Source organism: Streptomyces fumanus, from assembly GCF_014655295.1.
Taxonomy (GTDB): Bacteria; Actinomycetota; Actinomycetes; order Streptomycetales; family Streptomycetaceae; genus Streptomyces; species Streptomyces fumanus.
The window spans coordinates 202,755-229,245 of record NZ_BNBI01000004.1 but is presented as its reverse complement, the minus strand read 5'-3'; the positions used below and the strand labels follow the sequence as shown (position 1 = coordinate 229,245).

Here is a 26,491-nt window from a genome sequence, read left to right as displayed (position 1 = left end):
TCTACGGCGACGCGGTGACCGCGAGCAGAGCGAGGTCGTCGCGGCGCTTGTCGCCCCACCGCTCCAGCGCCGAGGCGAACAGCGCTCCGGCGATCTCCTCGGCCGGGCTCCCGTCGGGGGAGACACTCAGGGCCTGGACCTCCTCGGCGAGGTCCTCCGGCTCGCGGGAGCGGTAGTTGCCCGCCCCCTCGGTGAAGCCGTCGGTGTAGAGCACCAGGGTGTCGCCCGGGCGCAGGTCGAGGGAGCGCACCGGGTGGTGCAGGTGGTCGAAGACGCCCAGCATCGGCCCGTGTTCCTGGAGCAGGGTGGTGGCACCGTCGGCGCGGCGCAGGATCGGGTACGGATGCCCGGCGGAGGTCACCTGCACGCGCGGGCCCGGGTCGGCACGCGGGTCGATGAGGACGTAGACCAGCGTGCAGAAGGGGCTGTTGTCGCGGCGCAGGGCCCGGTGGACCAGGGGCAGGACATAGCCGGGCGCGGGGTCCTGCTGGGTGGCGGTCCACAGGGTGTGGCGCACCAGGCCGGTGGCCGCGGCCGCGACGGGGCCCTTGCCGCAGATGTCGCCCAGGGCGAGGGCCCACCGGCCGTCGTCGAGGGGGAAGACGTCGTAGAAGTCGCCGCCTATCTGCAGGCTGTCGCCCTGGGCGCGGTAGCGGACGGCGACGTCCAGGCCGGGCATCGCCGGCAGGGCGGGGGGCAGCAGGGGGGCCTGCAGCGCTTCCGTGGTGGTGCGCAGCCGGTTGAGCAACTGGTCCTGGCGGACGCCGACCGCGATCCGGTCGGCGATGCCGGCCAGGGCGTCCAGCGCGGTCGAGGGCAGCGGCTCGCGCGAGAAGAGGGCCATCACGCCGATGAGTTCACCGTTGGTGATCAGCGGGTATCCGGCGAAGGCCGTCATTCCCTCGCGCTCGGCCCACTCCTGGTCGTTGACGCGGGGGTCGCCGATGACGGAATTGGTGAGGTGGGGGCGGCGTTCGGCGGCGATGAGGCCGATCTTGAGCTGTCCGACCTTGATCCGGGAATGCCCGCCGTCGAGGTGGGTGTACAGGCCGGCGCTGGCCATCAGGTGCAGCACGTCCTCGTCGGGCTTGAGCACCCAGACCCGGGCGAAGGCGGCGTGCAGGCGGTCGACGACGGCCTGCGCGCAGCGCTGGAGGCGCTCCGGGAGCGGGGCGTTGCTGGTCATGGCGTCCGCCACATCACCGGCGAGCAGGGCGTGGCTGGTCCGCTCCGCCAGTTCCCGCCGCATGTCGGTGGCGGCGGTGATGTCCTCCAGGACGACGAGCGTGTACAGCGTGCCGTCGGCCGCCGTGGTCCGCTGGGTGCCGATCCGCAGGAGCTGCGGTCTGCCGTCGACGATCCGGGAGAACAGCGAGGACTGCTGCGAGCTTTCGTCGGCCGCCGCGAGGTGGCCGGCCAGTTGGGGGCGGACGTGTCCGGGGAAGAGGTCGGGCAGGGGGCAGCCGATGGAGGCGCTGCTCAGGGCGAGCGTCCTGGCCGCTTTGCGGTTCCAGGCGGTGATGCGGCCTTCGTCGTCCACCGCGAGCGCGCCGATGAGGCTCTGGTGGAACAGCGGGCCGAACAACTGCTCGCCCGGCTGGCGGACGGGTGCGCTGGTCGCTTCCAGGGTGCGCTGGAGGGCGGCTTGGGTGGCGCGGTAGCTGTGGGCGCGTACGAGCTGCTCCAGCGCCGCGCGGACGGTGCCGGGCAGCAGGTGCAGGTCCTCGACGCCGACCCGGCGGTCCTCGGTGGCGAGCAGGGAGAGCATCTGGGTCTGCTGCCGGTCCGTGTCGTCCACGAGCATGACGATGCCCAGTTGCGGGATACGGGACTTGAGCGTGGCGACGAGGCCGTTGGGCGCGGTCACGGCCGGGCCCACGACCAGCAGCGTCGGCCGTCCCGCGCCGTCGGGGCCCGGGGCCGCGGGGTGCGCCATCCGGACGATCTCGGCGTCCGCGGCCAGCTCCGTACGCAGGGCGGCTTCCGCGGCGTCGTCCAGTCCCGCCAGCAGGACGCGGCAGCGCAGGGCGGACACCTCAGTCCCCCAGCAGCGGACGTCCCAGCAAGGCCCGGCCCGTCCATGTCCGCAGCGTGTCGGTGAGCGGGGCCATCACATGGGCGGCCCGCGCGTCGCGCAGGTGCCGGTGCAGCGGACCGTCCTGGGCGTAACCGATGCCGCCGGTCAGGGTGAGCGCGTCGTTGATGACGCGCTCGGCGGTCTCGGCGACCTCGGCCTTGGCCGAGCACAGGCCGAGCAGCGCCTCGGGGCCTCCCGCCTCCGCTTCCAGGGCCGCCTGGTAGACGAGCCGGCGGGTGCGTTCCACGCGGGCCCACATGGTGCCCAGCCGGTGCTGGACGAGGGGGTTGGCCGCCAGGTCGGCGCCGCTGTGGGCGTACTGCCGTCCCAGCACATGCCGACGGGCCTCCTCCAGCGCGGCCGCGGACACGCCGAGATAGGTGCCGGCCATGGCCATCAGGAAGAACGGGGCGACCACATTGAAGACGTACCAGATCTCGTCGCCCTCCTCGCCGAGCAGCCGGCTGCGGGGGACGACGGCGGCGTCCAGGGTCAGACCGCCGGAGGCGTTGCCGCGCATTCCCATGCCCTGCCAGGGCGCGCCCCAGACCAGGCCGGGCGTGTCGCGGTCCACCACGACACAGGAGAACTGGCCGGGCAGCGCCTCGGTGTCCGCGGCGACCGTGGAGACCACGTAGGAGTCGGCGTGCCCGCCGTTGGTGACGAAGCTCTTGGCACCCGTCAGCCGGAGGTCGTCGTCGTGCGTGGTCATCTCGGTCCGGGAGATCCAGAACTCTCCCCCGGTGCCGGGCTCCGACAGCGCCAGCGTGGTCAGGTGCTCGCCCGCCGCGATCGACTTCAGGTAGCGGGACCGCTGGTCGCCGGTGGCCTTGGCGGCGATGACCGCGGAGGCGACCAGGTGCATGCCGAAGCAGAGGGAGGTCGACGCGCAGGACCGTCCGGTGGCCTCCCCGACCTGGGCCACGGCCAGCAGCCCGTGTCCCATGCCGCCGCAGCTCTCCGGGACGACCAGGCCCCCGAGCTCGGCACGCAGCGCGGCCACCCCTTCGGCCGGCCAGCGGCGCTCGGCGTCCACGGCTGCCGCACGTGGGGCCAGAACGTCCTCGGCCAGCCGTCGGGCGGTCGCCACGGCCGCACCCAGCTCCTCCACCTTCGCCACTCATCCTTCCTCGCCCCACGGTGCCGCGGTCCCGCGGGACCGGGGCACCCTTCGCGTGCAGCATCGCACCGCACGCGACGGAAAAGCCAACGGCCCACCTTGTCACGTCCCGTTCACCCGGACCGACCGAGGCCAGCGTCGCCCCGGTCCGACGGTGCTGCTACACGGCCCGCCGGCGCCGCGCCGCGAGGTCGTCACCAGGTGGCTCGACGGGGCCGCCCGCGTCCCTCACGGGCCGGGGCGCAGGGCCCGTGCCGCGACCTCGCGCAGGGGCAGGCCGAGCGCCCGCGCCGCCGCCTTGAGGTCCTCGTACTCGGCTTTGGCGCCGTGCGGTCCGCGTTTGACGCGCACCGGGTGGCCGCCGACGTCGACCGTGGTCGCGGTGCGGGGCAGCGCGGTGCGGTGCACGCGCCGGTCCCGTACGCCGAGCGTGCCGGTCTCGGCGAACAGCAGCTCACGCAGCCGGCCGGTGTCGGCGGGGCGGCACAGCACATGGGCGACGTGGGCGGGCCGGCCCTTCTTCATCACCGCGGGCACCACCCAGGCGTCCAGGGCGCCCTCGTCCAGCAGCCTGGCCACCAGGTGCCCGAGCAGCTCGCCGGTCACGTCGTCGAGGTTGGTCTCCAACTGCACCAGCTCGTCACCGTCCGGGGCGGCGTCCGCCTCGCCGAGCACGGCCTGCAGTACGTTCGGGCGGCCCGGGAACCGCTTCGTCCCGGCCCCGTATCCGGTCCGCCGCGGGCGCATCGCGGGCATCGGCCCGTACTCGGCGCCGGCGGCCTTCAGCAGCGCGGCGCCGGTCGGGGTCACCGTCTCGCCGGTCACGTCGATGCCGCGCACCCGGGCCCCGGTCAGCAGGGCCATGGTGGCGGGCGCGGGCACCGGCAGGACGCCGTGGCGGGTACGTACCTCACCGCTGCCCACGCCGACCGGTGCGCTGTGCACCTCGGTGACGTCCAGCGCGCGCAGCGCCGCCGCCACGCCGACGGTGTCCACCACGGTGTCCAGGCCGCCCAGTTCGTGCAGGTGCACCTCGGCCGGGTCGGCGCCGTGCAGGGCGGCCTCCACCTCCGCGACGGCCGTGACGGCCCGCGCGGCCAGGGCGGCGACGGCGGGCGGTGAAGCGGCCCGGACCCGCTGGACGAGTTCCGCCGCTCGCCGTTCGGTGGCCTCGTCGGCCACGTCCACCCGGGCCCGGGTGGCGCGGATGCCGTCCACGTCGACCCGCTCCGCGTCCAGCTTCCAGTGGGTCAGCCCCGTGGCGGAGACCGCGGCGCGCACCTCGTCCAGCGGGGCGCCGAGGTCCAGCAGGGCGCCCAGCAGCATGTCACCGGAGAGGCCGGTGGCGGGGTTGAGCCAGAGGATCACAGGGGCCGCCGGGTGGCGCGGGCGAGCCGGAAGGCCGCCATGGCGGCGGAGAACCCGGAGTCGATGTTGACCACCGTCAGCCCGGCCGCGCAGGAGGACAGCATGGCCAGCAGCGCGGTCACGCCTTCCAGTGAGGCGCCGTACCCGGTGGAGGTGGGGACCGCGACGACCGGGGCGGCGACCAGCCCGCCCACCGCGCTGGCCAGGGCGCCCTCCATGCCGGCCACGACGATCACCGCGTCGGCCCGGCGCAGCTCGCCGGCGACCGCCAGCAGCCGGTGCAGCCCGGCCACGCCCACGTCGCGGATCACCTCGACCCGCAGGCCGACGGCCGAGGCCACCGCCGCGGCCTCGGCGGCCACCGGGCCGTCGGAGGTGCCGGCGCTGACCACGCAGAGGCGGAACTCCCCGGCGGGCGCGGGCCGCCACACCAGCAGGCGGGCCGCCTCGTCCCACCGTCCGCCGGGCACCTCGCCCAGCACCTCACCGGCCGTACCGGCGTCGACGCGGGTGACCAGCACCGGCCCGGTGTTGGCCGTCAGCAGGCGCTGGACGATCGCGGTGACCTCGGCGGCGGTCTTGCCGGGCCCGTACACCACCTCGGGCAACCCCTGCCGGGCCTCCCGCGCGGTGTCGACCCGGGCGAACCCCAGGTCGGCGAAGCCCGGCCCGTCCTGCGGTCCCTGACCCGCGCTCATGCCCGCGCTCCGCGCACCGCCGGCATGCCGAGCAGGACGTTCATCCGGCCGCTGCTGAAGCCGGCCAGGTCCAGGGCGCAGAACACGAAGCCCGCCCGGCGCACCGCCGCGTCCAGCTCGGCCCGTACCGTCACCGCCCGGTCGATGTCCCGCGCGGGCAGCTCCAGCCGGGCCACGGTGCCCTCCGCGTGGGCCCGCACCCGGCAGTCGGCGAAACCGAGCGCCTTCACCGACGCCTCGGCCCGTTCGACGCGGGCCAGCACCTCGGGGGTCACCGGGTCCCCGTAGGCCACCCGGGAGGCCAGGCAGGCGGCCGCCGGTTTGTCCGCCACGCCGAGGTCCAGTTCCAGCAGACGGGCCACGGCGCGGACCGTCGCCTTGTCCAGGCCGGCGTCCACCAGCGGCGCGACCGAACCGCGCTCGGCGGCCGCCCGCAGACCGGGCCGGTGGTCCCCCAGGTCGTCGAGGTTGGTGCCCAGCGCGACGGCGGCCCCGGACAGCTCCGCGAGCGGCGCCAGGGCGTCGAACAGCGCGCTCTTGCAGTGGTAGCAGCGGTCGCCGCCGTTGGCCCGGTACTCCGGGCGGTCCTGCTCGTCGGTGCACACCTCGATGTGCCGCAGACCACGGGCCCGGGCGAAGGAGCGGGCGAACTCCCGCTCCGCCGCCGGCAGGCTCGGCGACACCGCCGTGACGGCCACCGCCCGCTCGCCGAGCACCTCCCCCGCCACGGCCGCCAGCAAGCAGGAGTCCACCCCGCCGGAGAGCCCGACGATCAGCCGCTCCTCGCGCGCCAGACGCCCCCGGAGCCGCTCCAGCGCCCCATGTATCCGCAGTGCCTCGTCCATATCCCCGCCACTGTAGGTCACCGGCGGACCGGGAAGCCGACGCGGATCCGGTCGCTGAGGCGGATCCGAAATTGGTGGGGATTCGGCAGGCATGCCTGTTCGCCACCGGGGTAGACGCCGGTTCGCCGGACAACGGACCGGTGATGAGAACGGACTACTGGTAGGGGCGGAACATGGCGACGACCGTGCAGACTGCGAGGCAGACGGTGGGTGCTCCGGAGGTCACGGACCCCTCCAAGGTCGCGCCGAAGGACGCGCGGGAGCTGTCGAAGCTGTTCTTCGACCGGCTGGCGACGCTGGAGGAGGGCACCCCCGAGTACCAGTACGCGCGCAACACGCTGATCGAGATGAACATGTCCCTGGTCCGCTTCGCGGCCGGCCGGTTCCGCAGCCGGGGCCCGGAGGAGATGGAGGACATCGTCCAGGTCGGCATGATCGGTCTGATCAAGGCCATCGACCGGTTCGAGATCTCCCGGGAGGTGGAGTTCACCTCCTTCGCGGTGCCGTACATCGTCGGTGAGATCAAGCGGTTCTTCCGTGACACCTCCTGGGCCGTGCACGTGCCGCGCCGCCTGCAGGAGGCCCGCGTGCAGTTGGCCCGCGCCACCGAGGAGCTGCGCAGCCGACTGGGACGCAACCCCACCACCAAGGAACTGGCCGAGCTGATGAGCCTGCCGGAGAGCGAGGTCGCCGAGGCGCGGCTGGCGTCCAACGGCTACAACTCCGCCTCCCTCGACGCCGCCATCAACGGCAGCGAGGACGGCGAGGCCGCGCTGGCGGACTTCATCGGCACCGACGACGCCGCCCTCGAACTGGTCGAGGACTTCCACGCCCTGGCCCCGATGATCGCCGAGCTGGACGAGCGCGACCGGCAGATCATCCACTGGCGGTTCGTGGAGGAACTCACCCAGAAGGAGATCGGTGAGCGTCTCGGGGTCTCCCAGATGCACGTCTCCCGGCTGCTGTCGCGGCTGCTGAGCCGTCTGCGCACGGGCCTGCTCAGCACCGTCTGACCGGCCGGCGCCCGGAACGTACGGGCCGCGGTGTCCTCGCAGGGCAGGACACGGCGGCCCGTTCCGCATGCCCGGACCGCTCTGTGTGCCGTGGCCCGTTCCGGGTCAGGGACGGTTCGCGGCGAGGGCCTCCTCGACCGTCGCGTGCAGCGGCAGCACCGAGGTGAGCTGGGTGAGTTCGAGTATCCGCCTGACCTCCAACTGGACGCCGGTCAACGCGAACCGGTGTCCCGCGGCCGAGCGGCGGCGCTGGATCTCGACGAACGCCCCCAGCGCGCTGGAGTCGCAGAAGTCCACCCGGGCCAGGTCCAGGATCAGCAGGGGGACGCCCTGCGTCTCCGGGGTGGACAGATGTCCCAGCAACTGGGGCGCGGTGTGGTAGTCGATGGCACCGTCCACGGTGACGATCGCGTGGTGCGGGCCGCGGTGCGAGGCGAGGGAGAGGGTGGGCCCGGCGGGGAGGAGGCCGCCGGGCCCGGCCAGGGGTGGGCCGGCGGCGGGCCGGGGGCCGTCGGGAGCGGGCGGGGTGGTCATCGGGGCAGCTCTCCTGAAGTCTGCTGAAGACGGGGCGGACGGGTCCGTCGGAGCGGGTCGGGGAAGGGGCCGGGGAGCGCGGTCACGACGCCTTCACCTCCGCCCACACCACTTTCCCGCCGTCGATCGGGCGGGTGCCCCAGCGGGTCGCGATGGCGTCGACCAGGAATATGCCCCGGTGTCCGAACTCGCCGGGCTGGGACACGATCAGCCGGGGTTCCTCGGTGCTGCTGTCGGTGACTTCCAGGACGACGCGTTCCCCCGACCGCCTCAGCTCCACCCGCAGCGGTGTCCGGGCGTGCCGTACCGCGTTGGCGACCATCTCGTCCGCGATCAGCATCATGTCGTTCACCAGGTGCCGCAGGCCCCACTCGCGCATGGTCCGGGAGACCAGGTCGCGGGCGTCGGGGACCGCGCCGGAGACGGGGGCGTACTCCCGCGCCACCGCCGCCTGCTGGGCCGCGTCCTCGGGCCGGTGCAGGTAGAGCATGGCGATGTCGTCGTCGTGCTCGCCGTCGGCCAGGGCGTTCAGCCAGGAGTCGCAGTCGGCCTCGATCTCGCCCACCGGCCCGGCCACCAGCTCCCGCAGCAGCCGCAGTCCCTCGTCGATGGGGCGCCCGCGGCGTTCGACCAGGCCGTCGGTGTAGAGCAGCAGCCGCGATCCGGGCGGCAGGGCGACATCCTGCTCCTGGTAAGGGCGCCGGCCCACGCCCAACGGCGGCCCGACCCTCTCGTCGAGGAACCGGGCGCTGCCGCCCGGGTCGCGCCGGACCGGCGGCAGGTGCCCGGCGACGGCCAGCCGCAGCCGGTCCCGGCGGGTGTCGAGCACCGCGTAGACGCAGGTGGCGATGGAACCGGGAGCGATGTCGTCCAGCAGGACGCTCAGTTGTTCCAGCACCTCGGCGGGGGCGAGACCGAGCTGCGCGTAGGCACGGCAGGCCGTGCGAATCTGGCCCATGACCGCCGCCGCCCGGACGCCCTTGCCCATCGCGTCGCCGACGACCAGTGCCAGCGCGCCGTCCGCCAGGGGTATCAGGTCGACCCAGTCACCGCCGGCGCCGCGGTCCCGTGCGGCGGGCAGGTACCGGGACGTGCTGGCGATGCCGTCGACGCGGGGAAGCCGCGGCAGCAGGTGGCGCTGCAGTTCCATGGCCGCCTCCCGTTCCTGGCGGTAGGTCTGCGCGTTCTGCAGTGCCACGGCGGTCTGCGCGGCGACCCCGGTGATCAGGCGTTCGTGCCGCTCGGTGAAGACCCCCGGGTCCGGATGGCCGAAGAAGAACCCGCCGAGCACCGTCCCCCGGGCCATCACCGGTACGGCCAGATAGCTGCGCACCGGCAGGTGCCCCTCCGGCATCCCGTGGTGGGGCGCGTTGTGGCCGTAGCGCGGGTCCGCGGTGATGTCCTCGGACCTGACCACGCCCAGGCCCCGGAAGGTGGGCTCGAAGACCTGGGTGTTGCGCGGCATGGGGAACTTGTCGAAGGCGGACCGGTCCACGCCGGAGATCACATAGAGCAGGTACGACTCCCCGGTCTCGCCGAGCACGTTGTAGAAGAACGCGCCGAACGCCGCCCCGGCCAGGCGGGTGGCGGCGTCGACCGCGTGCTGGACCAGCGCGTCGAGGTCCAGTTCGGCCGCCAGTCCGCTGCCGACCTCCTGGAGCAGTTCGACGATCGCGGCCTCCTCGCTCAGTTCCCGCTCCCGCTGCTGCAGCTCCCGCTGGGACCGGCGCAGCTCCGTGGCGGCGGAGCGCAGCTCGGTCACCACCGTCTGCAGTTCCGCGGCCCGTTCTCCCGTCAGGTGCTCCAGGTCCGCCAGGAGGGCGCGCACGGCGTCCGCCCGCACGGCCGGGGCCGCCGGGTGGCCGGACAGCAGCGCCAGGCGCGTGCTGCCGGCGATGGTGCGGAACAGCGCCGCGGTCCCGTCGGGCAGCGGGACCCGGCACAGCAGCACCACCGCGTAGCGCCGGCCCGGTGACAGGGTTCCCCCGTAGGCCAGTGCGCGGCGGACGTCCCGTTCGGGGAGGGCATCCTCCAGTTCGTCCGGCTGGAGGTCGGACACCCGCACGGCCGGGCCGGTTCCGTCGGGCGGCGCGCTGCCGTCCGTGTCCTGGGCGTCCTGGGCGGTGACCGCGAGGCGTTCGAGCAGCCGGTGCAGGGCGGGTGTCTCGTGGGCGGTGCCGGATGCCAGTGCGGGTGGGTCCAGCGCGTCGGACCCGGCCGGGCCGCCGGGCCGGGCCGGGTGCGGGCCGCGGTATCCCTCCAGGGCGTAACGCGGGCCGTTCCCGGTGGGGTCTCCCGAGGCGTCGGGCGCGTCGATGACGAAGACGCCCACCGCGCCGCAGGCGGGGCCGTCGTGTCCGTCGCGCAGGCTGTCGTAGAGGAAGTCGGCGATCCGTTGCGCCGCCGTGGCCGGTGAGTCGGTGGTCCTGACGGCTTCCCGCAGGCGGGCCCCGCACCGGGCGGTCTCACTGAGACCGAAGGCTGAGAGGTCGAATCGAACTTCCTGCACTCTGCGTCGCACCTCGGTGATGAAGGAGGGAGAACCACGGGCGAACAGCAGCACCATGGCCCTCACAGAGTAGACCCGGACCCGCCCCAGCGGCCGCGAGCCGGTCCGGCCGGTCCGAGGCGTACGTGCCGGCCCCGGGGCCGGGCGGGGACCGGCGGTGGGCGGAAGGAAAAAATGGTCTTCGGGTGGGGGGCGGGGCAGCGGGCAGACGAAAACCGTGCAGAGGAGGACATGGGTGACGACCGAGGCGGACGGGGGTGCCGGCATGCGTGACGTGGATCGTGACGTCGGCGGGCGGCGGATGCTGGCCGGGCTGTTGGCCGACAGCCATCTCATGCCGTTGGAGCTGCTGCCGGCGAGGACGACCGAGCACGCGCGGGCCGCGGGTTTCTCCCAGGTGCTGATCTACCTGGGAGACCTGCAGCGCAGGGCGCTGCGGCTGCTGACCGGCGAGGGCCTGGACGCCGGGCAGGGGCCGTGCGCGCACGAACTGTCGATGGAGGGGACGCTCGCCGGGCGGGCGTACCAGTTGGGGCATGTCGTGCGGGACGGCCCGGTGGAGCCGGCGGACGGCGGACGGACGGCGTGGCAGTGGTGGGTGCCGCTGCTGAACGGTGCCGAGCGCCTGGGTGTGCTGGGGGTCACCACCGCGCTGGACGACGAGCGGGCCGCGGCGGACATGAGCCGTCTGGCCTCGCTGGTGGCGCTGATCGTGCACAGCAAGCGCAGCAGCAGTGACGCCTTCGCCCGCCTGACCCGCAGCAAGCCGATGAACATCGCCGCCGAGATGCAGTGGCACCTGATGCAGCCGCACGCGTACGCGGACGGGCGCGTGGTGATCTCCGCCTCGATGGAACCGGCCTACCAGACCAGCGGGGACGCCTTCGACTACTCGACCTCCGGTGACGTGGTGCACCTGGCGATCTTCGACGCCATGGGGCATGACATGGCGGCCGGGCTGAGCGCCAACCTGGCGATGGCCACCTGCCGCAACTCACGCCGCCAGGGCGCCGGTCTGGTGGAGATCACCGAACGGATCGAGGAGGCGCTCATCGACCAGTACCGCTACCAGCGCTATGTCACGGGCGTGCAGGCGGATCTGGACACCTCCACCGGAGTGCTGTCCTGGGTCAACCGCGGCCACCACCCGCCGATTCTGATCCGCGGCAACCGCGGGCACACCGTGCTGTCCTGCCGGCCCGCCCATCCCATGGGCACCGGCCTGGGGCTGAAGGTGACCGTGTGCCAGGAGCAACTGGAGCCCGGGGACCGGATCGTGCTGTACACCGACGGGATCACCGAGGCCCGTACGGCCGGTGGCACCGAGTTCGGCCTGGAGCGGTTCACGGACTTCATCCTGCGCCACCACGCGGACGGCCTGCCCGTTCCGGAGACACTACGGCGGCTGACCCGCGCGGTCCTGGACCACCACGACGGACACCTCTACGACGACGCCACCATTCTGGTGTGCGAGTGGCTCGGCCCCACCCCGGAGTCCACGGCCCGGGCGGCGGAACTCGCCGGTGTGCGCACTCCCCGGCCGGCCGGCCGGACCAGCCCTGTGCCCCATGAGCCGTGACACGGACGGCAGTCGGTGCCGGTGTCACGGGCCACACCCACGGGCCGGAAAAACACTTGGCACAACCAGAGGTTTGTCCGGGCGCGTTCGGTGCAGACGATGAACTGACAGATTCTTTATACGAAACGGAGAGGCACCATGGGCGTCATCGCTTGGATCATCATCGGCCTGCTCGCCGGCGCGATCGCCAAGGCCCTGATGCCGGGCAAGGACCCGGGCGGCATCATCATCACCATGCTCATCGGCATCGCCGGTGGTCTGCTCGGCGGCTGGCTCGGCAAGGTCATCTTCGGCGTGGACTCCATCGACGGGTTCTTCGACCTCTCCACCTGGATCGCCGCGATCGTCGGTTCCGTCATCCTGCTCTTCCTCTACCGCCTGGTCACCGGCAACCGCCACTCGCACCGTCACGCGTGACCCGCTGACGGCACGACTCCCCCGTATCCGCTGACGGCTCCCTCCCTGTACGCAGGACGGGAGCCTTCAGCGTGTACGGGGGTGTTCGTGTGCGTCACCCGGTGACCGCAACGGGCGGCCCGCCGCCCAGGGGTACGCCTGCAACCGGCGCGGCCGGGCACACGGTATCCCTGGACGGGCCGGGCACACGGTGTCCCCGGGCCGGGGGACGAGGGAGACGCAGACGATGGGGACGGTCACACACGTTCCGCAGACCCGGGACATGATCGGGGAGGAGCTCTCCGGCGACGAGGCCCTCACCGCACTGCGCCGCTACGGACGGGCGCAGTTGCTCGCCGACGCGTTCGCGCGGTTCCGGTACGCCGACGGCTTCACCAACGCGCGCGGCCTCGGCTTCCAGATCGTGCTCGGCATGGTGCCCTTCACCATCGCCCTGGTGGGGGTCGCCACCGCCGCGCACACCGAGAGCGTCGGCAGGATCATCGAGCTGACCGCCGGACGGATCGTGCCCGGCGCCAGTGCGGAGGTGGTCGAGGAGGTGCTGGCCGGGACCCGGCGCAGTGCCCACTCCGATGTGTGGAGCACGGTCGCGCTCTGGCTCGGCCTCGCCTTCTCGGTGCTCAACCTGGCCTCCGCCATGGGCCAGGTGGAGCGCGGTGCCAACCGCATCTACGGCATCGAACGCGACCGGCCCTTCCCGGCGAAGTACGGCAGGGCCCTGCTGCTCGCCTTCGCCGCGGGTGTCCCCATGGTGCTGGGGTTCCTCGTCCTGGTGGCGGGCGAGGCGGTGGGCCGGTCGACGGCCGAGGCGTTCGGCTGGTCGCGGATGCCGGTCTGGTGGTCGGCCCTGCGGTTCCCGCTCGGCGCGGTGCTCGCCTGGATCGCCTCCGCGGTCATCTTCCGCTGGTCACCGCGGCGCGACCAGCCGGGGTACACCTGGCTGGCGTTCGGTTCGGCCGTGCACCTGGTGCTGTGGGTCGGCGCCACCTGGCTGCTGACCCTGTACGTCGCCAAGAGCGGTTCCTTCGGCGCGGTGTACGGCCCGCTCACGGCGTTCGTGGCTCTGCTGCTGTGGGCCAACCTCACCGGGGTCGCGCTGTTCCTGGGCATCGCGTTCGCCGCCCAACTGGAGGCGGCGCGGGCCGGTCTGAGCGACCCCGTCCACCCCGACCCCGGCTCGGGCCCCTGACACCCCAGGACCGGGCCGAGGGTGACGGGCCTACCGGGGGGCGGCGGTGCGCGGGCCCGGCACGGTGTCCGCGCCGCTGTCCAGGTCGGTGTCCGCGCCGGTGGGTGTCAGGTCGACCGGGGCGGGTCGCGGGCAGGCGGTGACCGGCAGGGTGCGGCCCTGGTCGGCCGAGTCCAGCAGGCCGAGCATCACCTCCAGTACGTGCGCGGCCAGTTCCGCGGAGGCGCGGTGCGGTGTTCCGGCGGCGAGGGCGTCCGCCAGATCGGCCAGTCCCGTCCCGCGTCCGGCATCCCGGTACCCGGCGGACACCGGCAGGGGTTGCCACTCCCGCTGGTCGGCGGCGTACCGCTCGACCTGCCCGTCGAAGTGGTTGGGGTCGGGGACGGACAGCGAGCCCTCGGTGCCGTACACCTCGATCCGGGGCAGCCGGGAGGCGTGCACGTCGAAGCTCATCACCAGGGTGGACAGGGCGCCGCCCGCGTGCCGCAGGATGCCGGTGACATGGGTGTCGACCTGGACGGGGAAGCGCTGCCCGGCGCGCGGGCCGCTGCCTATCTCCCGCTCGGCGCGCGGCGCGGAGCCGGCCCCGGTGACCGCGGTGACCGGGCCCAGCAGGTGGACCAGCGCGGACAGGTAGTACGGGCCCATGTCGAGCAGCGGCCCGCCGCCCGGCCGGTAGTAGAACTCCGGGTCGGGGTGCCAGCTCTCGTGTCCGGGGACGGTCATGAACGCCGTCGCCGCCACGGGAGTGCCGATCAGTCCGTCGTCGACGGCCCGGCGGGCGGTCTGGACGCCGGTGCCGAGCACGGTGTCCGGCGCGCAGCCGACGCGGACCCCGGCCGCGCGCGCCGCGGCGAGCACGGCGGACGCCTCCGCACGGTCGGCGGCCAGCGGTTTCTCGCCGTAGACGTGCTTGCCCGCGGCGATCGCGGCCAGCGCGACCTCGGCGTGCGCGGCCGGCACGGTCAGGTTGAGCACGGCGTCCACGTCGTCGTGCGCGAGGAGTCCGGGCAGGTCCTCGGCCACTACGGCGCCGGTGCCCGCCGCCGCCCGCGCGGCGCGCGCCGGGTCGAGGTCGGTCACCGCGGTCAGCCGCAGGTTCGGTGTCCGGGCCAGGGTGGCGAGGTACTGGCCGCTGATGTTGCCGGCGCCCACCATGCCGATGCGCAGCGTGCTCACCGGCTCGCCCACAGCAGTCCCCGCTCGGTGAGCGCGCGCACCTCGGGGACGTCGAAGTCGTCCGCCTTGTGGCCGATGGTCGACACGAAGACGCGTCCGGTGCCGTGCCGGCGGGTCCACACCGCGGGCATGACGACGGGGGTGTCGTGGTCCGCGTCCTCGGTGAAGGTGGTGGTGGCGAGGACGTCGATGGACGGGTCGGTGGCGACCCAGTACTGCTCGGTGTGCACCCGGAAGTCGCCGATGCCGCTCAGCACCGGGTGGCCGGACCGCTCGGGCACCGGGTTCACCACGTGGTCGACGAAGCCGGGCGGGTGCATGAGGAACTGGCCGCCGGTCAGCAGGAAGTAGTCCAGGTCGCCGCGGAACGCGTCGACGATGCCGCCGTGCCAGCCGGCGAAGCCGGTGCCGGCCCGTACGGCCGCCGACAGGTTCCGGCTCTGCTCGGCGGTGATCTCCCCCATGCTCCAGCACTGCACCACCAGGTCGGTGGCGGCCAGCCGTTCGGCGTCCTCGTAGACCGCGAGGTCGTCCGCGGTCTCCACCGCGTAACCCCGGTCCTTGAGGAACGGCAGGAAGAGGTCGGTGATGGTGACGGGGTCGTGGCCCTCCCAGCCGCCACGGACCACCAGCGCACGGCGGTTCGGTATACCGGTCACGGGCGTCGCACGCTCCCATCGCTGCCGGGTCCAGGGCTTCGCCTGACCCATCGTTCAACCGTCAGACGAAGTGCTGGCGACGCTAACCAGCCCCCGGGACAGCGTCAAGACCGCGAGCGCCGATGACGGTTCGCGGCCGCCTCGCCCGACGGGTGCCCGATCGCGGTCCGCGCCTGGAAGACTGATCGCCGTGGGCATACGTTCCTCCCGTGATGTGCGCCGGGCCAGCCGGTTCGAGGTGCTGCACCAGATCTACGCGCTCGGCTCCGCCAGCCGGTCCTCCCTCGCCTCGGCCTCCGGTCTGAGCACCCCGACCGTGGCCACGGTCGTCAGCGAACTCCTGGACTGGGGAGTGATCGGCGAGGTCTGCACCGAGGACTCCGGCGGCGGACGCCCCCGCGCCCGGCTCGCCGTGAACCCCGCCCGCGGCTTCGTGGTCGGCGTCGACGTGTCCGAGACGTACGTCCAGACCGACGTGTTCGACCTGGCCCTGCAGCCGCGTGCCTCCGACCGGCAGGCCCTGGACACCGGGCACAACCACCCCGGCGACGTCATCGACCGCATCGAACGGGGGGTCGGCGCCGTGCTCGGCACGGCCGGCGTCCCGCGCGCCGACGTGGTCGGCATCGGCGTCAGCGTGCCCGGCCGGATCGACCGGGCCGGCGGGGTGTCGGTGTTCGCGCCCAACTTCGCCTGGCGGCAGGTGCCCTTCATCGAGCTGCTGTCCCCGCGCCTGCCGCTGCCGCTCTACCTGGACAACCCGCTGAAGGCGAGCACCATGGCCGAGCTGTGGTTCGGCGCCGGCCGCGACGCCCGCGACCTCGCGGTCGTCACCCTCGGCACCGGCGTGGGGGCCGGGTTCGCGGTCGGCGGCACCCTGGTGCGCGGCACCGGCAACGCCGCCGGCGAGTGGGGCCACTCCACCGTCGTCATCGACGGCCGGCCGTGCCGGTGCGGCAACCGCGGCTGCCTGGAGGCGTACGTCGGGGCGCCCGGCATCATGCGGCAACTGCGCGAGCGGGTGCCCGGCAGTCCCCTGCTGCGGCCGGACAGCCAGACGGCCACCATCACCGCCCTGGCCGAAGCGCTGGCGGCCGGGGACCCGGTCGCGGAGGCGGTGCTGCGGCAGACCGCCCGCTACCTCGGCGTCGGGATCGGCACGCTTGTCAACATGCTCGACCCGGCCGTCGTCGTACTGGGCGGCTGGGTGACCGCCCTGCTCGGCCGCTGGCTGGTCCCCGCGGCGACCGCGCTGGCCGCCCGGCACACCTTCGCCCCCGCCTTCCACAGCGTCCGCTTCGAGACGTCCGCCCTCACCGGCAACCCGATCAGTCTCGGCGCCGGCATCTTCGCCCTGGAGGGCTTCCTGGCCGGCCTCGGCGTCTCCACCTCCCGCGACCCCGCCCGCCACACGGCGGCGATCGCCACCACCACGCCGCCCGCGGTCTGATCGGCCCGGCTCGGCGGTGTCCCACAGGGGCGGGGGCTCGCGGCCGTGTAGTGCGCGCCGTGCGAGCGGGGCGGCGCGGGGAACGCGCGGCGTGCGCGGCGCGGACGCGGGCGGCACGGATGCGTGCCGCGCGGGAGCGTACGGTGTGGGCGTGCGCGGCGCGGACGAGGGTGGCGCGGACGCGTTCCGCAGGCGCGGGCGAGGGTGGCGCGGGCCTGGGTGGCGCGGACCAGAGCGACGCCGACGCACCCCACGCCGACCAGGCACGGACCCCCTGGCAGGGGCGAGCCGCTCGACGACCGGGGCGGGCGGCCGCCGTCACCGGCCGCACCGGTAAGGTCACGGCGAGTCGGCACGCGCGTGTGGCTGCCTCCCTACGGGCAGTGGGCACCCGGGACAGGACGCAGAATGAGGGCAGACGGTGACCGGCCGGCGTACGAGGAGGCGAAGCGGATGACCGTACCGGATTCCGCGGGCACTGTGTCCGGGCCCCCGTCCGGGGGGACGGACCCGAAGCTCGTCGCGGTCCTGGGCGCCCTGGGCACGGCGGCCTACGCCGTCGACGAGCAGGGCCGCATCATCGCCGTCAACGCCCTCGCCGAACACGTGCTGGCCCGGTCCGCCACGGAACTCGTCGGCCACGACGCGCACGACCTGCTGCACCGCGACGCGCACGGCCAGCCGATGTCCAGGGCGCGGTGCGCGATGCGGCCGACCTTCCTCGCGGGCCGGCCGGCCCAGGCGGAGCGGGAGTGGTTCGCCCGCGGGGACGGCAGCACACTGCCCGTCTCCTGGATGACCACTCCCCTGGACCCGCGGGGCCTCGTCGACCACGAGCGGGTGACCCTGGTGCTGTTCCACAGCCCCGAGATCGTCGAACCGCCGAGCGGGTCGGCGGAGCGGGTGGCGCGGCCGCTGTCGGAGCTGGAGCGGCTGGCGCTGCTGGCCGAGACGACCACGCGGCTGACCTCCACCCTGGACGCCGACGAGACGGTGCACCGGCTCGTGTCGCTGGTGGTGCCACGGCTGGCGGACTGGGTGATCGTCGACCTGATCAGGGAACGCGACGAGGTGTGGCGGGCCGTCGTGGCCCACGCCGAGAACGGTGCCGTCACGTACCACGAGGAACTCCAGGGCCCGATGCCGCCGGTCCCGCAGCACTCCACGATGCCCCTGTCCCGGGCGCTGCGCGGGGTCGCCTCCACCCTGGCCGGCCCGGGGACGTACCAGCAGCCGCCGGATTCCGGGATCACGGCCGAACAGCGCCGTCTGTTCAAGGCGACCGGCATGCACTCCGCGGCCATCGTGCCGCTGCGCAGCGCCCGCGAGGTGCTGGGCGCGGTGACCCTGGGCCGCTCCGAGACACCGCAGCCCTTCACCCCGGCCGACCTCGCCCTGCTGGAGGACATCGCCCGCCGCGCCGGTCTCGCCCTGGACAACGCCCGCCTCTACCAGCGCCAGCGCAAGGTCGCCGAGACCATGCAGCGCCATCTGCTGCCGCAACTGCCGCAGGTGCCCGGCCTGGAGATGGCCGCCCGCTATCTGCCCGCGCCGGACGCCTCCCAGGTGGGCGGGGACTGGTACGACGCCTTTCCGCTCTCCGACGGTGCCACCGCCCTCGCGGTCGGGGACGTCGTCGGGCACGACCTGGACGCCGCGGCCGGGATGGCGCAACTGCGCAACATCGTCCGCGCCTACGCCTGGATCCAGCAGGAGCCTGCCAGCCGCATCGTCGAACGGCTCGACCAGGCGGTCATGCACATCGCCGACGTCCCCATGGCCACCATGATCTTCGGCCGGGTCGACAAGACGGACGACGGCCAGTGGTTCCTGTCCTGGACCAACGCCGGTCATCCGCCGCCGCTGCTGGTCACCCACGACGGCCTGGCCCACTACCTGACGGACGGGCACGGCATCCTGCTGGGCACCGGCACCCACCAGCCACGGCCCGACGCGACCGCCGCGCTCCCGCCGGGGTCCACCCTGCTGCTCTACACCGACGGCCTGATCGAGGCCCCGGGCCACTCCCTCGACGAGGGCCTGTACCGGCTGCGCCGGCACGCCGCGGCCCTCGTCCACCGTCCCCTGCCGGCCTTCACCGACCAGCTCCTGCACCGGGTCCGGCCCGCGGGCAACGACGACGACGTGGTCCTGTTCACCCTGCGGGCCCCCGCCACGACCTAGGCAGGGGCCCGCGTCGAGGGGCGGCTAGGCGGCCAGCGTCTCCTCCTCCTGGACGCCGCTCGGCCGGTTCGCGCGGTACCGCTCCAGCAGCGCGTCGGCAGCGAGCAGGGCCTGCTCGGCGGTGCGGGCTCCGGTGAGCACGCACAGGGTGTACGTCGCGTCCTCCAGGGCCCGGCTGGTGCGGCCGGTGGGGCACACGTCGTGCTCGATCCGCGCCTGAGCGAATCGGGCCAGTACGGCACGCAGTTCCTTCTCCGCCGGAATGATCACGGTGACCCCTCTCCTCCACTTCCCTCCGCAGGCGGCCGACCGCGCCGTGCGGAACCGGCACCACGGCTCACCACCGGGCACGTCGATCAGCGCTCGAATGCCCCGTGCGGGGGAATCCATGCCCCCGGAGTCCGGGACCCGCCGTCCCTAACCGCCGGGGCCGGGGGCGGCGGCCGGCGTACGCCGAAACAGTTCGGCGGTCCTATCCCTGGCCGCGGTGGACGCACCGGTGTACGTTCTCGGACCGACGGATTTCGTGGGAGCGCTCCCACCCCGGTCCTCCGCCCCTGGCTCTCCACCCCGGGACGGGACCGCTCCCCCGGCCCTTCTCCTCACCGGAGGTATCCCATGCGCGCCCTTCTCCGGCGCTTACCGCGCCGCCCACGCCGCTCCTGGACGGTCGCGGCGCTGCTCGCGGCCGTCGCCCTGCTCGCGTCCGGCCTGACCGCCCTGACGGCCAGCGGCGCGGAGTCCGGCTGCCGGGTCGACTACACCGTGAACCAGTGGACGGGCGGCTACACCGCGCAGCTCAAGATCACCAACCTCGGCCCGGCCCTCACCGGCTGGCGTCTGACCTGGACGCACGCCGGTGACCAGCAGGTGACCTCGGCGTGGAACGCCACCGTCACCCAGACCGGCAGCTCCGTCGTCGCCGTGAACACCAACTGGAACGGCGCGCTGGCCACGGGCGGCACCGCCGACTTCGGCCTCCAGGGAACCTGGCGCACGTCCGCCCCCACGCCCAGCGACTTCGCCCTCAACGGCGTGCCCTGCGCCGTCAACGGCACCCCTCCCCCCACCACGCCACCGCCCACCACCCCGCCGCCGACCACGCCGCCGCCCGCCTCGGACTGCGACGGATCGGCCGTGATCTGCACGGACTTCGAGGACCAGACCGGCTCCGCGCCGTCCGGCACCTGGCGCTTCACCGCACCCGACTGCCAGGGCACGGGCACGGCCGCCGTGGACACCGCGGTCGCGCACAGCGGCAGCAGGTCGGTGCGCGTCGACGGCAAGGCGGGCTACTGCAACCACGCCTTCGTCAGCTCCATGGCGGACCTGTCCGCGGTCGGTCCGGTGATGTACGTACGGATGTGGGTGCGGCACACCACCGCGCTGCCCTCCGCGCACGTCACCTTCGTCTCGCTGCCCGACTCCTCCCAGGGCGGGCGCAGCCTGCGCGTGGGCGGCCAGAACGGCGCCCTGCAGTGGAACCGGGAGAGCGACGACGCCACGCTGCCCGCGCAGAGCCCGGCCGGGGTGGCGCTGAGCCGGCCGCTGCCGACCGGGAGCTGGCAGTGCCTGCGGTTCGCCATCGACACCACCGCTCCCGGCCTGGACACCTGGCTCGGCACCGAACAGGTCCCGGGTCTGCACGCCGACGGCGTCCCCACCCAGGACATCGACCAGCAGTGGCTCGCCCGCACCACGCCGCCCCGGCCGACCGCGCTGAAGCTGGGCTGGGAGAGCTACGGATCGGGAGACGACACCCTGTGGTTCGACGACGTGGCCGTCGACTCCTCGCCCATCGGCTGCTGACCGGGGGCCGAGCGCGTTCCCGTACCGGCTGCTGACCGGGGGCGAGCGCGTTCCCGTACCGGCTGCTGACCGGGGGCGAGCGCGTTGCCGTACCGGCTGCTGACCGCAGGACGAGCGCCCCGTGCCGGTCGCCGACCGCAGGTCGAGGCGCGTCCCCGTGCCCGGCGGGCCGTTGCCGAGGGCGGTGACGGAGGGGGCGTCATCGCCCGCACGGCGCCGGCTCGCCCCGGGCGGGCGGGCCGGGGTCCGCCGGAGCCGCCGTGGCGCGGAACGCGCTGGGGCTCATCCCCTTGTGGCGTTTGAACGCGGCGCTGAACCCGAAGGCGTCCGCGTAGCCGACGGACCGGGCGATCCGGCCGATGCTCAGGTCGGTGCCGGTCAGCAGTGCGGTGGCCTCGTCCAGGCGGCACTCGGTGAGGTAGGCGAGGGGCGGACAGCCCATCAACTGCGTGAAGCGCTTGGCGAACAGCGCCCGGGAGACACCGGACCGGGCGGCCAGCGAGGCCACCGTCCACGGCTCGGCGGGCCGGTCGTGGAAGGCCCGCAGGGCCGGGCCCAGGACCGGGTCGGCCAGGCCCCGGTACCAGACGGGCGCGTCGGCGCCCGCCCGGTCGAACCAGGTGCGCAGCGTGCACACCAGGGCCCAGTCGAGCAGCCGGTCCATCAGCGCCTGCGACCCGGGGGTGTGCGCCGCGGCGTCGGCGGCGGCCGTCTCCAGCCAGGCGCAGACCTCGGCGTCCTCCTCGACCACCAGGACGGGCGGCAGCGCCCGCAGGAGCCGCTCGTGGCGGTGGTCCGAGGCGCGGTAGGCGCCGACGATCAGCGCGGTGGCCGCCGCCGAGTCGGTGCCCCAGCGGATGCCGGTCAGTGCCTGGGCGGTGGGCTCCTTGGGCTCGGTGAAGCAGGCGATCTCGTACGCGGTGTGCGGGCCGCGCGCGGTGGCGGGCCGGTCGGCGAGGTGGAAGGGTCCGGGGCCGCGCACGATGGCGGTGTCGCCCGCGCCGACCGCGCGCTCGGTGCCGTCGGGCAGCAGCAGGGTGCCGCCGCCGCGCAGCACGCTGACCATGGTGAGCGGCACGGCGTCGGTGAAGCGGATGGTCCAGGGCACCGTCAGCACGGCGCGGGTGAGGACCGAGCCCTCGGCCCGGATGCCGCTCAGCAGCGAACTCAGCAGATCCACGGACCCACCGTAGACGTTCTCCTATGTTCTGGAGGGCTTCTCCCATGGATCATCCATGCCGCCCGGGCTGTACTGAGTTCATCAACCGATCGAACGGGCCATCCGGGAGACACCGTGCCGCAGCAGGACAGCCGTGCCAGAACCGCCCTCGTCGTCGTCGCGCACCACCGCGCCGATTCCCTCACCGCGCACACCGCCCGCCGTGCCGCCGCCCGGCTCGAAGCCGCCGGCTACCGCATCGACCTGCTCGATCTGCGCGCCGAGGGGTTCGACCCGCGCATGACGGTGGCGGACCAGCCGGACTGGGGCGACCGGGACAAGCGGTACTCGGACGAAGTGCACGCCCATATGCGGCGCGTGCTGGACGCCGATGTCGTCGTCGCCGTCTTCCCGGTGTACTGGCAGAGCGTGCCCGCCCTCCTCAAGGGCTGGATCGACCGGGTGTGGAACTACGGGTTCGCCTACGGCCGCAGCAAGCCCCGCCTGGCCGGCAAGCGCATCCTGTGGCTGGGCCTGGCCGGCGCCACCGCCGACGACCTCGTCACGGAGGGGATGCGGAAGATCCTGGAGACCAATCTGAGCGAGGGCATCGCCTACTACTGCGGTTTCGCCCACTCCGCCGTCGGCCTGCTCACCGATGCCGAGGAGCGTCCGCAGCGGGTCGACGCCGAGGGCAATCTGCGGATCGGCGACGCGGTGGCGGGCGCCGAGCGAGAGGCGCAGTACGCGGCCTTCGACCAGCTCGCGCTGGAGTACGTGGAGAAGTTCCTGGCCGAGGAGTCCGTGCCGGCCTGACCGCCGGCGCCCACCGCGGGCCGGCCGGACCGGGCCCGGCGGTCAGTCGGCCTCGCCCGGTCGCGCGGGCGAGCGGGCGATCTCCTGTGCGGCGGCCTCGACGATGGTCAGCATCGCGGCCGCCGCGGCCCCCGGATCGCGGGCCGCTATGGCGCGGACCACGGCACGGTGGCGCGGCAGCGAGGCTTCCACCGCGCCGGGGGTGCGGGTGCTGACCAGAAAGCTGTGCTCCAGGGCGATGTCGAGGGCGCGGCCCAGTGAGCCGAGGAGGCGGTTGCCGCTGGCGTCGAGCAGCGCGCGGTGGAAGGCGGTGTCGGCCTCGACGTACCCGCGGCGACCGGGTTCGGCGGCAGCGGCCTCCATGGCCGCCAGGTACTCGTCCAGGACCCGTACGTCGTCGGGGCCGGCCCGGCCGGCGGCGAGCCGGGCCGCCTCGGGCTCGACGATCCGGCGCAGTTCACCGGTGTCGCGCAGCAGGGCCGCGGCGTCCCCGGCCTGCTGCCACCGCAGCACGTCACGGTCGAGGTGGTTCCACTGCCCGGCGGGCAGCACGCGCGTGCCGGTGCGCGGGCGCACCCGCAGCATCCCCTTGGCCTCCAGCGCCTTGACCGCCTCCCGCAGCGCTCCCCTGCTGACGCCGAGTTCGGCGGCGAGGGCGTCCTCGACCGGCAGCGCCTCCCCCGGCCGCCAGGCGCCGGCCGCGATCCGCCGCCCGAGTTCGTCGACCACGCGCTGGTGCATGGTCCGGAAGTGCACCACGATCTCTGCCCGCCCCCTGGACGCCATTCATCGAATCATTTAATGATTGCGTGACAGGGTACGGCCCCCGGGTCCGTGCCCGACAGCGCCCCTCGCGGAGCGGACGACGCCAGAGCCACGGGAGTGCCGTATGACCGAAGGTCAGCAGAGGAACCGACGCAGCCAGGCATGGTTCGGCGCACGGGGCCGCGGCGGGATGGTGTACCGCTCGTGGATGCGCAACCAGGGGTTCGGGCACGAGGTGTTCGACGGGCGCCCGGTCATCGGCATCGCGACCAGCGCCTCCGAACTCGCCCCGTGCAACGCCCACTTGACCCGCGTCGCCGAGGCCGTCAAACGCGGTGTGTGGCAGGCCGGCGGCTTCCCGCTGCAGTTCCCCACCATGGCCACCGGCGAGACGTTGATGCGCCCCACCGCCATGCTGTACCGCAACCTGATGGCCATGGAGGTCGAGGAGCTGATCCGGGCCAATCCGCTGGACGGCGTGGTGCTGCTGTCCGGCTGCGACAAGACGACGCCCGCCATGCTCATGGGCGCCGCCAGCGTCGACCTGCCCGCCGTCATGGTCACCGGCGGCCCGATGCTCAACGGCAAGTACCGGGGGCAGGACGTGGGGTCCGGCACCCATGTGTGGAAGTTCGAGGAGGACCTGAAGACCGGCCGGATGACCGAGGAGGAGTGCTTCTTCGCCGAGGGCTGCATGGCCCGCTCCAACGGGCACTGCATGACCATGGGCACCGCCTCGACGATGGCCTGCCTGGCCGAGGCGCTCGGCATGCAGTTGCCGGGCTCGGCGGCCTGGCCCGCGGTGGACTCCCGGCGGATGGAGACCGCGCAGGCGGCGGGGCAGCGCATCGTCCGGATGGTGGAGGAGGACCTGCGGCCCTCGCACATCCTGACCCGGGAGGCGTTCGAGAACGCCGTCCGGGTCAACGCGGCCATCGGCGGCTCCACCAACGCCGTGATCCACCTGACCGCCATCGCCGGCCGGGTCGGCGTGGACCTGGACCTGCGGGACTTCGACGACCTGGTCCGCGCGGTGCCGACCCTGGTCAATCTGATGCCCAGCGGCAAGTACCTGATGGAGGACTTCTGCTACGCGGGCGGACTGCCCGCCGTCATGGCCGAGCTGCTCCGCGGCGGGCTGCTGCACGGCGACCCGGTCACGGTCACCGGACGCACCGTCGCCGAGAACACCGAGCACGCCGAACGCGTCGGCACCGACGTCATCACCGGCCTCGACGCCCCCTTCCAGCCCGCCGGCACCGGCATCGCCGTGCTGCGCGGCAACCTGTGCCCCGACGGTGCCGTGATCAAGCAGTCGGCCGCCTCACCGCACCTGCTCACCCACCGCGGCCCCGCGCGGGTCTTCGACTCCCCCGAGTCCTACCACGAGGTGGCCGACGACCCGGACCTCGACGTCGACGAGAACACCGTCATCGTCATCCGCAACGCCGGCCCCAAGGGCTACCCGGGCATGCCCGAGGTCTCCAACGTCCCGCTGCCCGCCAAGCTGCTGAAGGCCGGCGTCACCGACATGGTGCGGATCTGCGACGGCCGGATGAGCGGCACCGGCTACGGCACCGTGGTGCTGCACGTGGCGCCCGAGGCCGCCGTCGGCGGACCGCTCGCCCTGGTGCGCGACGGCGACCCGGTCGTCCTCGACGTCCCCCGCCGCACCCTGCGCCTGGACGTGGACGACGCCGAGCTCGCCCGGCGCCGCCAGGAGTGGAAGGCGCCCGCCGAACGGCACACCGGCGGCTACACCTGGCTCTACACGCAGCACGTGGAACAGGCCGACCGGGGCGCCGACTTCGGCTTCCTGCGCGGCAGCCGGGGCCACGAGGTCCCCCGCGACTCCCACTGAACCCGCCCCCGAGCGCCCACGCCCCCCGCCCCCAGGAGAGCACCCGACCGTGGAACCGGCAGCAGCGCGCCCCCGTCCGCTCCTCACCCCCGGCTCCGTCCTGCCCGAGGACGCCGGCCGGGCCGCCCTCGTCGCCCGGGTCCACGACCCGGAAGCGGACGGGCCGTGCGTGGCCGCGGTCCGCGGCGAGCACCTCGTCGACCTGACCGCCGTCGCCCCCACCGTCTCCGACCTCATGGAACGCGACGACGCGGCGGCCGTCGTCCGCGAGGCCGACGGCGGCCGCACCTGGCGTCTGGAGGAACTGCTCCGGGCACCGGCCGGGCGCCGCGACGTGCCGCACCTGCTCGCCCCCGTCGACCTCCAGGTCATCAAGGCCGCGGGCGTCACCTTCGCCCGGAGCCTGCTGGAACGCGTCATCGAGGAGCGCACGGGCGGCGACCCGGCGCGGGCGGCACGAGTGCGGGCCCGCGTCGGGGAGGTGATCGGCGGCGCGCTCGACGGCGTCCGCCCCGGCTCCCCGGAAGCGGAACGGGCCAGGGAACTGCTCGTCGCCGAAGGACTGTGGTCGCAGTACCTGGAGGTCGGCATCGGCCCGGACCCGGAGGTGTTCACCAAGGCACCGGTGCTGTCCGCGGTGGGCACCGGCGCCGACATCGGTGTGCTCGGCGCCTCGGTGTGGAACAACCCCGAGCCCGAGGCCGTCCTCGTGGTGGACTCGCGCGGCCGGGTGCGCGGCGCCACCCTCGGCAACGACGTCAACCTCCGCGACATCGAGGGCCGCAGCGCCCTGCTGCTCTCCCGCGCCAAGGACAACAACGCCTCCTGCGCGATCGGCCCGTTCGTCCGCCTGCTCGACGACGGCTTCGGCCTGGACGCCGTCCGTACCCTCGACATCGAGCTGCGGGTGGACGGCCCGGACGGCTATGTGCTGCGGGGCAGCAGTTCGCTGCGCGAGATCAGCCGTGACGTACTGGACCTGGTGGCCGCCACCCACGGTCCGCACCACCAGTACCCGGACGGCTTCGTGCTGTTCACCGGGACGCTGTTCGCCCCCACCGAGGACCGGCACACCCCCGGCGGCGGCTTCACCCACGAGTACGGCGATGTCGTACGGATCTCCAGTCCCCGGCTCGGCGCCCTGGTCAACACCGTCGTCCCCAGCGAGCAGGCCCCGCCGTGGACGTACGGGGTACGGGAGCTGATGCGCGGCCTGGCCCGGCGCGGGGTGCTGTGAGCCCGGCGGCCGACCGCCTCGGC

General features: G+C 73.9%; 22 protein-coding genes. 10 read left to right on the top strand and 12 right to left on the bottom strand.

Annotated elements, in window-relative coordinates; all coding sequences use genetic code 11:
* Position 1 precedes the first annotated feature (1 nt).
* From IE316_RS10510 to larE, 5 genes are all read right to left on the bottom strand, one after another.
* On the bottom strand, positions 2-2,035 hold the full coding sequence (locus IE316_RS10510; RefSeq protein WP_190203936.1) for a GAF domain-containing SpoIIE family protein phosphatase: 2,034 nt from the start codon (positions 2,033-2,035) through the stop codon (positions 2-4).
* A gap of 1 nt (position 2,036) precedes the next feature.
* The gene (locus IE316_RS10505) at positions 2,037-3,197 is read right to left on the bottom strand and encodes an acyl-CoA dehydrogenase family protein (protein WP_190203935.1); all 1,161 of its coding nucleotides are present in this window, start codon (positions 3,195-3,197) and stop codon (positions 2,037-2,039) included.
* A gap of 228 nt (positions 3,198-3,425) precedes the next feature.
* A complete protein-coding gene (larC, locus tag IE316_RS10500; protein ID WP_190203934.1) occupies positions 3,426-4,565 on the bottom strand; it encodes a nickel pincer cofactor biosynthesis protein LarC in 1,140 nt (379 codons plus the stop codon).
* Positions 4,562-5,263 (bottom strand): nickel pincer cofactor biosynthesis protein LarB, encoded by a 702-nt coding sequence (gene larB / locus IE316_RS10495; protein ID WP_190203933.1) that lies wholly within the window; start codon positions 5,261-5,263, stop codon positions 4,562-4,564. Before larB ends, larC begins: the two co-directional genes overlap by 4 nt.
* The gene (gene larE / locus IE316_RS10490) at positions 5,260-6,108 is read right to left on the bottom strand and encodes an ATP-dependent sacrificial sulfur transferase LarE (protein ID WP_190203932.1); all 849 of its coding nucleotides are present in this window, start codon (positions 6,106-6,108) and stop codon (positions 5,260-5,262) included. The genes larB and larE overlap by 4 nt, the downstream gene beginning before the upstream one ends.
* Before the next feature lie 173 nt (positions 6,109-6,281).
* Here larE and IE316_RS10485 point away from each other — a divergent pair, with 173 nt between their 5' ends.
* Positions 6,282-7,121, top strand: a complete 840-nt coding sequence (locus IE316_RS10485; RefSeq protein ID WP_190203931.1) for an RNA polymerase sigma factor SigF — start codon at positions 6,282-6,284, stop codon at positions 7,119-7,121.
* Positions 7,122-7,226: 105 nt separating this feature from the next.
* Here the strand turns inward: IE316_RS10485 and IE316_RS10480 are convergent, their stop codons facing one another.
* Together IE316_RS10480 and IE316_RS10475 are read right to left on the bottom strand one after the other, a co-directional pair.
* Positions 7,227-7,655, bottom strand: a complete 429-nt coding sequence (locus tag IE316_RS10480; RefSeq protein ID WP_190203930.1) for an STAS domain-containing protein — start codon at positions 7,653-7,655, stop codon at positions 7,227-7,229.
* Between the two features lie 82 nt (positions 7,656-7,737).
* Positions 7,738-10,164 (bottom strand): ATP-binding SpoIIE family protein phosphatase, encoded by a 2,427-nt coding sequence (locus IE316_RS10475; protein WP_190203929.1) that lies wholly within the window; start codon positions 10,162-10,164, stop codon positions 7,738-7,740.
* A 301-nt stretch (positions 10,165-10,465) separates the two neighbouring features.
* On the opposite strand from IE316_RS10475, the gene IE316_RS10470 reads away from it, so the two are divergent.
* From IE316_RS10470 to IE316_RS10460, 3 genes are all read left to right on the top strand, one after another.
* Positions 10,466-11,743: a PP2C family protein-serine/threonine phosphatase gene (locus IE316_RS10470; RefSeq protein ID WP_190204200.1), complete on the top strand. Its 1,278-nt coding sequence runs from the start codon at positions 10,466-10,468 to the stop codon at positions 11,741-11,743.
* 138 nt (positions 11,744-11,881) lie between these two features.
* Positions 11,882-12,160 (top strand): GlsB/YeaQ/YmgE family stress response membrane protein, encoded by a 279-nt coding sequence (locus tag IE316_RS10465; protein ID WP_190203928.1) that lies wholly within the window; start codon positions 11,882-11,884, stop codon positions 12,158-12,160.
* A gap of 226 nt (positions 12,161-12,386) precedes the next feature.
* Positions 12,387-13,349 (top strand): YihY/virulence factor BrkB family protein, encoded by a 963-nt coding sequence (locus IE316_RS10460; protein ID WP_190203927.1) that lies wholly within the window; start codon positions 12,387-12,389, stop codon positions 13,347-13,349.
* A gap of 30 nt (positions 13,350-13,379) precedes the next feature.
* Here the strand turns inward: IE316_RS10460 and IE316_RS10455 are convergent, their stop codons facing one another.
* Together IE316_RS10455 and IE316_RS10450 are read right to left on the bottom strand one after the other, a co-directional pair.
* The gene (locus tag IE316_RS10455) at positions 13,380-14,540 is read right to left on the bottom strand and encodes a Gfo/Idh/MocA family protein (RefSeq protein ID WP_190203926.1); all 1,161 of its coding nucleotides are present in this window, start codon (positions 14,538-14,540) and stop codon (positions 13,380-13,382) included.
* Positions 14,525-15,178, bottom strand: coding sequence for a ThuA domain-containing protein (locus tag IE316_RS10450; protein WP_373311157.1), 654 nt, complete (start codon positions 15,176-15,178; stop codon positions 14,525-14,527). The genes IE316_RS10455 and IE316_RS10450 overlap by 16 nt, the downstream gene beginning before the upstream one ends.
* Before the next feature lie 199 nt (positions 15,179-15,377).
* Between IE316_RS10450 and IE316_RS10445 the strand changes: the two genes are divergently transcribed.
* Positions 15,378-16,637 (top strand): ROK family protein, encoded by a 1,260-nt coding sequence (locus IE316_RS10445; protein ID WP_229910315.1) that lies wholly within the window; start codon positions 15,378-15,380, stop codon positions 16,635-16,637.
* Between the two features lie 453 nt (positions 16,638-17,090).
* A complete protein-coding gene (locus IE316_RS10440; protein WP_190204198.1) occupies positions 17,091-18,821 on the top strand; it encodes a SpoIIE family protein phosphatase in 1,731 nt (576 codons plus the stop codon).
* Between the two features lie 24 nt (positions 18,822-18,845).
* On the opposite strand, the gene IE316_RS10435 is transcribed toward IE316_RS10440, so the two are convergent.
* Positions 18,846-19,091, bottom strand: a complete 246-nt coding sequence (locus tag IE316_RS10435; protein ID WP_190203924.1) for a DUF5133 domain-containing protein — start codon at positions 19,089-19,091, stop codon at positions 18,846-18,848.
* Positions 19,092-19,439: 348 nt separating this feature from the next.
* On the opposite strand from IE316_RS10435, the gene IE316_RS10430 reads away from it, so the two are divergent.
* Entirely contained in the window at positions 19,440-20,630 is a 1,191-nt protein-coding gene (locus IE316_RS10430; protein WP_190203923.1) for a cellulose-binding domain-containing protein, read from the top strand.
* Between the two features lie 199 nt (positions 20,631-20,829).
* On the opposite strand, the gene IE316_RS10425 is transcribed toward IE316_RS10430, so the two are convergent.
* The gene (locus tag IE316_RS10425; RefSeq protein WP_190203922.1) at positions 20,830-21,810 is read right to left on the bottom strand and encodes an AraC family transcriptional regulator; all 981 of its coding nucleotides are present in this window, start codon (positions 21,808-21,810) and stop codon (positions 20,830-20,832) included.
* Positions 21,811-21,924: 114 nt separating this feature from the next.
* Between IE316_RS10425 and IE316_RS10420 the strand changes: the two genes are divergently transcribed.
* Entirely contained in the window at positions 21,925-22,605 is a 681-nt protein-coding gene (locus IE316_RS10420) for an NAD(P)H oxidoreductase (RefSeq protein WP_190203921.1), read from the top strand.
* Positions 22,606-22,647: 42 nt separating this feature from the next.
* Here IE316_RS10420 and IE316_RS10415 read toward each other — a convergent pair whose 3' ends face one another.
* The gene (locus tag IE316_RS10415; RefSeq protein ID WP_190203920.1) at positions 22,648-23,391 is read right to left on the bottom strand and encodes a FadR/GntR family transcriptional regulator; all 744 of its coding nucleotides are present in this window, start codon (positions 23,389-23,391) and stop codon (positions 22,648-22,650) included.
* Positions 23,392-23,494: 103 nt separating this feature from the next.
* On the opposite strand from IE316_RS10415, the gene IE316_RS10410 reads away from it, so the two are divergent.
* Together IE316_RS10410 and IE316_RS10405 are read left to right on the top strand one after the other, a co-directional pair.
* Complete coding sequence (locus IE316_RS10410; RefSeq protein ID WP_190203919.1) at positions 23,495-25,231, top strand: IlvD/Edd family dehydratase; 1,737 nt, start codon at positions 23,495-23,497, stop codon at positions 25,229-25,231.
* A 49-nt stretch (positions 25,232-25,280) separates the two neighbouring features.
* On the top strand, positions 25,281-26,468 hold the full coding sequence (locus tag IE316_RS10405; RefSeq protein ID WP_190203918.1) for a fumarylacetoacetate hydrolase family protein: 1,188 nt from the start codon (positions 25,281-25,283) through the stop codon (positions 26,466-26,468).
* The last annotated feature ends 23 nt before the right edge of the window (positions 26,469-26,491 follow it).